The organism is Thermopetrobacter sp. TC1 (genome assembly GCF_000746275.1).
Lineage (GTDB): Bacteria > Pseudomonadota > Alphaproteobacteria > Rhizobiales > Aestuariivirgaceae > Thermopetrobacter.
In genome coordinates this window covers 1-7,497 of the sequence record NZ_JQKX01000010.1, presented here as the reverse complement: position 1 = coordinate 7,497, position 7,497 = coordinate 1, and the positions used below count along the sequence as shown (strand labels likewise).

The 7,497-nt window shown below is 60.0% G+C and carries 9 protein-coding genes, 3 tRNA genes and 1 pseudogene; 7 read left to right on the top strand and 6 right to left on the bottom strand.

Going from position 1 to position 7,497, the window contains the following annotated elements; genetic code table 11:
* From EK16_RS01045 to EK16_RS01035, 3 genes are all read right to left on the bottom strand, one after another.
* The coding region (locus EK16_RS01045; protein ID WP_038033785.1) for a GTP-binding protein at positions 1-206 on the bottom strand (206 nt) is incomplete at its 3' end.
* 254 nt (positions 207-460) lie between these two features.
* A tRNA-Gly gene (locus tag EK16_RS01040) sits at positions 461-534 on the bottom strand.
* 226 nt (positions 535-760) lie between these two features.
* Positions 761-846, bottom strand: a tRNA-Tyr gene (locus tag EK16_RS01035).
* Between the two features lie 203 nt (positions 847-1,049).
* Between EK16_RS01035 and rlmB the strand changes: the two genes are divergently transcribed.
* The 7 genes from rlmB (at position 1,050) to EK16_RS01000 (ending at position 5,964) form a co-directional block, all read left to right on the top strand.
* Positions 1,050-1,868 (top strand): 23S rRNA (guanosine(2251)-2'-O)-methyltransferase RlmB, encoded by an 819-nt coding sequence (gene rlmB, locus EK16_RS01030; protein ID WP_081910128.1) that lies wholly within the window; start codon positions 1,050-1,052, stop codon positions 1,866-1,868.
* A gap of 226 nt (positions 1,869-2,094) precedes the next feature.
* On the top strand, positions 2,095-2,337 hold the full coding sequence (locus EK16_RS01025; protein WP_038033783.1) for a DUF1737 domain-containing protein: 243 nt from the start codon (positions 2,095-2,097) through the stop codon (positions 2,335-2,337).
* Positions 2,338-2,413: 76 nt separating this feature from the next.
* A tRNA-Leu gene (locus EK16_RS01020) sits at positions 2,414-2,500 on the top strand.
* 318 nt (positions 2,501-2,818) lie between these two features.
* The gene (locus EK16_RS01015) at positions 2,819-4,381 is read left to right on the top strand and encodes a YeiH family protein (protein WP_038033780.1); all 1,563 of its coding nucleotides are present in this window, start codon (positions 2,819-2,821) and stop codon (positions 4,379-4,381) included.
* 80 nt (positions 4,382-4,461) lie between these two features.
* Positions 4,462-4,659, top strand: a complete 198-nt coding sequence (locus tag EK16_RS01010) for a hypothetical protein (RefSeq protein ID WP_038033778.1) — start codon at positions 4,462-4,464, stop codon at positions 4,657-4,659.
* Between the two features lie 105 nt (positions 4,660-4,764).
* On the top strand, positions 4,765-5,262 hold the full coding sequence (locus EK16_RS01005; RefSeq protein ID WP_038033776.1) for a universal stress protein: 498 nt from the start codon (positions 4,765-4,767) through the stop codon (positions 5,260-5,262).
* A gap of 6 nt (positions 5,263-5,268) precedes the next feature.
* A complete protein-coding gene (locus EK16_RS01000; protein ID WP_038033774.1) occupies positions 5,269-5,964 on the top strand; it encodes a hypothetical protein in 696 nt (231 codons plus the stop codon).
* 2 nt (positions 5,965-5,966) lie between these two features.
* On the opposite strand, the gene EK16_RS00995 is transcribed toward EK16_RS01000, so the two are convergent.
* The 3 genes and pseudogenes from EK16_RS00995 to EK16_RS12470 form a co-directional block, all read right to left on the bottom strand.
* Positions 5,967-6,812 (bottom strand): PilZ domain-containing protein, encoded by an 846-nt coding sequence (locus tag EK16_RS00995; RefSeq protein ID WP_038033771.1) that lies wholly within the window; start codon positions 6,810-6,812, stop codon positions 5,967-5,969.
* Positions 6,813-6,925: 113 nt separating this feature from the next.
* Positions 6,926-7,333, bottom strand: a complete 408-nt coding sequence (locus tag EK16_RS00990; protein ID WP_231573548.1) for an IS5 family transposase — start codon at positions 7,331-7,333, stop codon at positions 6,926-6,928.
* A pseudogene (locus EK16_RS12470) lies at positions 7,309-7,497 on the bottom strand (IS5/IS1182 family transposase); the annotation flags it as partial. The pseudogene EK16_RS12470 and the gene EK16_RS00990, both read right to left, overlap by 25 nt.

The following is a 7,497-nucleotide window of genomic DNA, read 5'->3' as shown; positions in this document are numbered from 1 at the left end:
TCCACATGCGCCGTCGAAATCGTAATGCCGCGCGCCTTCTCCTCAGGCGCCTTGTCAATCTCGTCATACGCCGTCGCCTGCGCCTTGCCCTGCTCCGACAAAACCTTCGTAATCGCAGCCGTCAGCGTCGTCTTGCCATGGTCCACGTGACCAATCGTCCCGATGTTCACGTGCGGCTTCGTCCGTTCAAACTTCTCCTTCGCCATCGTCCTTTTCCTTCACGCTTTCCGCCGTTTCCCGAAAGAGCCGGAAAAAGCGGCGACCGCAAGAAACCCTTTTGATCATGCACCATCTTGCCGCCCCGCCTTCATATCAGGCCAGGGACGGCCAGGATTCGATCCACCCGCGCCGACGGCCCATCCTCGTTTCGTTTCGAAACATTCCGTGCAGACCAGACAGGGCGCAGCCGGAATCGTCGACATGCTCCCTAGCCTGTGTTCTGCCGCCTTGCAAGAGGAATTGGAGCGGGTGAGGGGAATCGAACCCCCATCTTCAGCTTGGAAGGCTGTTGCTCTACCATTGAGCTACACCCGCAAAAGAACCGGCCATACAACCGGAATCCTGAAAGCACAAAGGTGAAATCGCCTCCGAAACCCTGCCGTTGACGAACCGGAAAACCAGGCCCCTGGCGCGACACGTCACGAACGTCACAACGCCAATGAAGGCTCCTTTTTGCCCATGGCGTCCGCTCCCCTCACCCTTTCGCGAATCCGCCGCAGAAGTCCGGCAAGATTCCGCGAAAAAACGAAGGGAGGGAAAATGGTGGAGGGGGCTGGATTCGAACCAGCGTAGGCAAAAGCCAACGGGTTTACAGCCCGTCCCCTTTAGCCACTCGGGCACCCCTCCATACATGCGCCCGATCCGGCCGCGGCCATCTCCCCGGCCCGGGCTGGAGGCTTTATGCGCACAAGCCTCCATCCTGTCAAGCGGCTAAAAGAGCCCGGCCACGCATCCGGCAGAAAGACCGCTCAAACGCCGCCTTTTCGCCCCTGTGCACGGCCGTCGGCGCAAGGGTGTATCCAGGATGCGAAACAGGATATAAGTATTCCATGAAACGGAACAAGAGATCCCCTTCGGGCGATGCCCTTTCTCCGCCCGCGCATGAGCCCTTGCCGGAAGGCGTGGAGCTTCTTTATGGCCTGCACACGGTGGCGGAAGCCCTGCGCAATCCGCGCCGGCGCATTCAGGCGCTGCTGATCACCGCCAATGCCGCGCGCAGGCTGGCGCCGGAAATCGAGGCGCTGCGCGCAAGCGGCATTGAGCCCGAGATCGTGCATCCCTCAAGGATCGAGAAGATCACCGGCCCGGAGGCCGTGCATCAGGGTGTGGCCCTGCTCGCCGAGCCCCTGCCCCGCCCGTTTTTGCACGAGATCGCGCGCGAGGGCACGGTGGTGCTCCTCGATCAGGTCACCGATCCGCATAATGTCGGCGCCATCCTTCGCTCTTCGTGCGCTTTCGGGGTTCACGCCGTGATCACCACCGCCCGCCACGCCCCGCGCCTGACCCCCGTTCTCGCCAAGGCGGCCTCCGGCGCGCTGGAGCATGTGGCGCTCGTGCAGGTCACCAACCTCGCCCGCGCCATGGATGAGCTGAAGGACTACGGGTTTACCATCTACGGTCTGGACAGTGAGGCCGAGGGCGTTCTCGACTGTTCCCTGCCCGTCTCCGGCGCCGTTGCCCTTGTTCTCGGTGCCGAGGGCAAGGGCCTGCGCCACAAGACGCGCGCGCACTGTGACGCCCTGCTGCGTCTGGACGCACCGGGCCCCATCCGCTCGCTCAACGTCTCCAATGCCGCCGCCATCGCCCTGTTCGCCCTTGATCAGGCCCGCCGCAACAGGGCATCACCCTCCTCCGCGGGAACGGCATGAATCGGCCGGGAAAGAATCAGCCGGTCCGGCAGGACAAAGCCGATGCATGCCGCCCGCCGAAGTATTCCGTATGATACCAAGGTGCGCAAAGGCTGACCGGTGAAATCGCCCCGCGTCCCCACCCAAGCCCTTGTCTTTCATAATTTGGGGGTTGGGTGGGGGCGCGGGGCGGTGGGTGGTTCAGTATGCAGGGTGGTATGAGCAAGGACTTGCAGGGAGCGCGACCATGACCGATGAAAACAGGCCCGGCTTGACGGACCGGGATGACGCAGGGGAAAATCGCAATACGGGCAGGCGGCTGCGCTATCGTCTTCTCACCGGCCCGGATGACGCCAGCTTCTGCGCCCGAGTCTCCCAGGCCCTTGAGGAAGGCTATGTGCTTTACGGTTCGCCTGCCATTGCCATGGATCAGGGGCGCATCGTGGTTGCCCAAGCCGTCATTCTGAAGGATAAGGAAGACGACGTTTAAGCGCACGGGATTCCAATCCCGCGGCACCTTTCCAAACCGATAAACGGCTGCCGATCAGAAAAAAGGGCAGCATGTTGCGGGCGTGGCGGAACCGGTAGACGCAGCGGACTTAAAATCCGCAGGCCTTCGAGCCGTGGGGGTTCAAGTCCCCCCGCCCGCACCAGACTAATTCGCAAAGTCCACACGGCTTCTCCCAAAAACATACACTACTTCTCCAAACAAGATCGGATCTATTTGCATCAACATCTGAAACCAGAAGAGGTTATTTATAAAATTTTTATTAATTACTCTTTAGCATAAAAGCTTAGTTTGATGGATTTTCGCGAATAATTTTAAATACACTCGGAAATTCAATAGTTTATCATGATATTTTTATATTAGCTAACATGAATATCTTTTCTTTTTTCTTTCCATTTTATAAACTCCCCGTGCCGGGTTGATCTCGATCAAGGAACAAAAAGCAATTAGGGAGGGGAAACGCATGGTCTACACCCACAAGCATCCGGCCTTGCTGATCATGGGGGGCATATTCCTGCTGATCGGCATACTGGTCGGCACCGGTGCGCTGGACGGGCTGATCGCCTATCTGCATGCCGGCAAGTACAAGGGCGAGATGATCTGGCTCGGCTATATCCTCGGTGTCATTGGCATCGTCTTCGGCGCCTGGCACCTGTGGGGCCGGCATGAGGAAGGCGATCTCGACTATTATGGCTCAACAGTCGCCGGCGCCATTTTCATCATGCTGGTGGCGATGATCATCCGCTGGTTTGTCGCCCCTTATGTCGCCGTGCTCAGCAAGGCGCTCGGGCCCGTCATGGGCGCGAAATACCTGCATCAGGTCCTGGGCCTGAATTACGTGGTGCTGGGCATTCTCGCCGGCATCATCATCACCAACACCATCGGCGTGCCCATGTGGGCGCGAAACGGCGTGCGCTTGTCCCGTCTCGGCCTGAAGACGGGCGTGATCCTGCTCGGCACGCTCTACTCGCTGGCGGAGCTGCAGCAGCTGGGCAAGCTTTCCGTCGTTCTCATCGGCTTTTTCGTCCTCGGCTCGGTGGGGCTTGTGCTCCTGCTCGGGCGCCTGCGCGGCCTTCCCAATTCCATGACCGGCGTGCTTTCCGCAGGCATGGGTGTGTGCGGCGTTTCCGCCACGGTGGCCGCCTCGCCCGTGGTGAAGGCCAAGCCGGTGGAAATCGCCTACACCATCGGTACCATCCTGCTTTGGGGCGTGGGCTGCATGTTCCTCTTCCCCATCATCGGCAACATGCTTGACATGGGCTATGTGCAGTTCGGCGCCTGGGCCGGCACCGGCATTCTCAACTCCGCCCAGGTGGCGGGTGCTGCCCTCGCCTATCAACCGGACGGCATCGAAACCCTGAAAGTGGCGGAGATTTTCAACATCACCCGCGTGCTCTTCCTGCCCATCATCGTGCTGTGGCTGGCCCTGTGGTTCGTCAAGCGCGAGGAGGGCAACGAACGGGTGAACGTTTTTCAGGTGATCTTTCAGAAGTTCCCCATCTTCGTGCTGGGCTTCATCCTGATGTTCGCCCTGTCCTCCACCGGCATCTTCGCGCCGCCGCAGCACTACAAGGGCAAGTATTTCGACAACAACATACCGGAATCCAAGCTTCTCAAGCCCGAGGAAGTGGCCGTTCTCAAGGCCGAGTTCGACAAGGTCAAGCAGGCCAAGCCCGAATATGCCCCGGCCCTGCAGCGACTCATTGAGAACCGCAAGATCATGAGCCGTGAGGATGATGCCCTCATCCGCGGGCTGAACAATGCCAAGATCATGTCGAAGAAGGCGAACAAGCTGCTGAAGAAGGCGCACAAGGCCGTTCGCCATACGGCCAAGAAAATCAAGAAGTTCAGACAGTGGATCACGCTGTTGTTCGCCTTCGGTCTCACAGGGCTTGGCATGCAGATCACCATGGCCGCCATCCGTCAGGCCGGTGGTCAGCCTCTGGTGGTGGGCGGCATTGTCGGCACGGTCAAGGCGGTGCTCTCGCTCATCGTCATCCTGCTCTTTGTCCATGAGACCATCTGACGTGAACCGACATGAAAGGGGCTGATGGCCGGTCTGGCACCGGCCCGCCCGCCACAAACGCACATTCTGGGGAGGAAACCATGTCCGAGAAAAAGCCCATGGCCAACGGCAGCAGCAACGGGGATGAGACCCAGACCATCGACATCCATGAGGAGGACGGCTTCCGCTATCATCGCGGCTCAGCGCTGTCCATCTTCAGCTCGGACCGTACCGAGGACTTCATGGCGCTGGTGCTGGCCCTGCTGATCGCCCTTGGCGTCTATCTCTTCGTGGATTAGGGCGCCTCATTCCAAACATATCGGATGGCCCGGTGAAAAGCGCATCATGCCTCACCGGGCCATCGCCTTCCTTGCCAAACGGATCTTGAAAAAACGGCCCACCTCATGAACGCAACGCTTCTTTCTCCTCGCCGCATTCTGCTGGCCAGTCACGGCACGCCGGGCGCCCGCGCCGCAGAGGAAGCGGCCCTTGCCCTGGCGGAAGAGGCCGCCGCGGCCATCGTGCTTCTCTATGTGGTGCCGGACTTCTGGCGCGGCATGCGCGGGGATGACTGGCTGAACAACGTCGTCACCCAACAGGCCTTCGGCGATTATCTGGAAAACGAGCTTTTGCGCGAGGCGCGAAAGGAAGTGCGCCGCGTGGCCGGTGAAGCCGAAAGACGCGGCATTGCCATGGAGATACGCGCCATGTTCGGCCGGCCGGATGCCTGTCTGCTCAGCGCCGTCGCCGAGACAAATCCGGATCTGGTCATGATCGGCGCCCCCCGCCCGAAAGGCGTGCCGGGCTATCGCTCCCGCATGAAGCCGGAAAGCCTCATGCGCGCGCTGCCCTGCCCTCTCATCGTCGTGCCCAATCCGCTGGCAAGCCAGAAAAATCCGTAAAGGCCCATGCAGACACTTTCCGGACAGATGCCAGACACCCCATACACCGCCGCGGAAACCGGCAGGACTGCCCCTGAGCCCCAAAGCCGGGATCAGGAGAATGCGCGCGATGAAGCGCGGGTGGATATCGCCACCCCTCTTTCACCAGCGCGCCTGCGCCAGCTGGTTGAGGCCGTGGAACCGCTCTTGCGGGTCAATCCCCTCTATGAAATCGAGCATTTCGAAAAAACCGCACCGGATGCGGGACGGCTGCGGCTGCGCAATCTGGCAACGGAGCAGGAGCATGATCTGACCTTCAAGATCCGGCAGATGCCAAATGGCCTGCGCCTGACATGGCAAGGCTGGCTGAAGACAGCAACCGAAATGCGCATTCTGCCCCCTGCCGAAGAGTCACCGGCCGGCACCCTGTCACGCCTAGTGCTGATCGATGATTATTCCGGCGTGCCTGAAGAGGAACGTTCCCGCCGCACCGATGAGGTTGATACTACCCTGCTGCCCTGGGCCCATGCCCTTTACCGCCATTTTCGCCACCGCCGATGGCTGGAACGTCTCCCCGGCGGGAGAGCCTTTCTCGACAGTTTCTGGCTGCGCATGAAGCCCTCCGGCCGGCGCATCTCCTTCATCCTCATCGTGCTCGGTCTGTTCGAGCTCGCCTTCTTCGCCTTCATCGTCCTGATTTTCTGGCTTGAATGGCAGGCCTGACTTCACACTGCCGCGCGAGAAGCCGTCACATAGGCCTTGGGGATGTGAATGCGCCTGGCAAATCGCAGGCCCGCCATGCCTTCGCCCACCCAGACCACGCTGCACGGCACAAAGACATCGCCGATGCGCAAAGCGAGGCGCTCGCCTTTCCTGAAGGGACGGATGGGCAGAAAACGCACCTTGGCGCCTCCGCGGCTGATATTGTGAATCACCACCGCCTCGATGCGCCCGTCCCGCTCGGCAATGGTCTTGATGCGCACGATGTAGCGCTTCTCCCGCCGTTTCTCCAATCGGTCGCGCACCACCACACCAAACAGGGCCACCACGGCGAGGGACAAAAAGGCAAGGGCTGCCGTGCGCGTCGTGTCATTCCAGAATGACCAGAACCCCATCTTGCGGAAACTGCGCCGTGTCTCACCGGGCTTTGCTTTCGTCATTCCCAGCCGGCCGGAGAGGATCTGCGTGCAGTTGTATCCCCGCGCCTGATCCTTGAACTGCCGCAGCGCCGCCCGCCGGAAAGCGGGCCGATACCAGAAGGTCTGGTCATAACCTTGCAGAGGCAAAGAATTGGACCGGGTCCTTTGTGCGGCATGGCCGCGCAAACGCCGATAGGTCTCATCCAGCTGCTTGATCTGAAAGCGGATACGCGCAGGCGTCGCCGCCCTCTCAAAGCTTTCTTCCAGCCGCTGGGTGCCGCCGATGATCGCCACCAGATCACGGCAGGCCTGCATCTGGCGGGTCTTGTCGGCATGAATGGATGCCGCCTGTGCTGCTATTCCGGACCACACAAGAGCGCCCAGAATCCATCCTGTAAACAGATCCCGTCGCACATGGCGGTTCTTCTTCATGGGGTGATGCTCCTCAAGAGCCGGGCCGACGACCAAGACCGGTTGCGCTTGATGGACCGTCAGCACTTCCCCCGATGTTATTTTTCGCTTGTCGAACTAGGGCGTGTTTACATTTACCGCATCCAGATCATGGCTCCGCATAGACAGAGCATGGAGTAGAAAGAGAGAGCCGTTTTTTCATAACGTGTGGCAATGCGCCTGAAGTGTTTGATTTTGTTTATGAAACACTCAACCAGATGGCGTTCTTTGTAGATTTCTCTGTCATGGGGGATGGTAACTGTCCGGGAACGCTTCGAGGGAATCACCGTCTCACCACCAGCCCCGGCAATGAAGGCGCGCAGTTCGTTCGAATCATAGGCCTTGTCAGCCAGCACCTTGCTGAGGGAAAGGCCCTTGAGAAGATCAATGGCTTGCGCAATGTCGGCCACCTGACCGGCGGTGAGAATGAAACGCAGAGGATTGCCAAGCCCGTCGACAAGGACGTGGATTTTGCAGCTCAGCCCTCCGCGCGAGCGTCCGATGGCCTGATCCTGAGCCCCCCTTTTGCGCCGGCAGCATGCTGATGCGCCCGCACGATGGTGCTGTCGATGATCAGATATTCAAAGTCCGGATCTTCACGCAAGTGCTTGAAAAGGCGCTCCCAAACGCCCTTGCGCGACCACCGCCAGAAGCGGGTATAAACTGT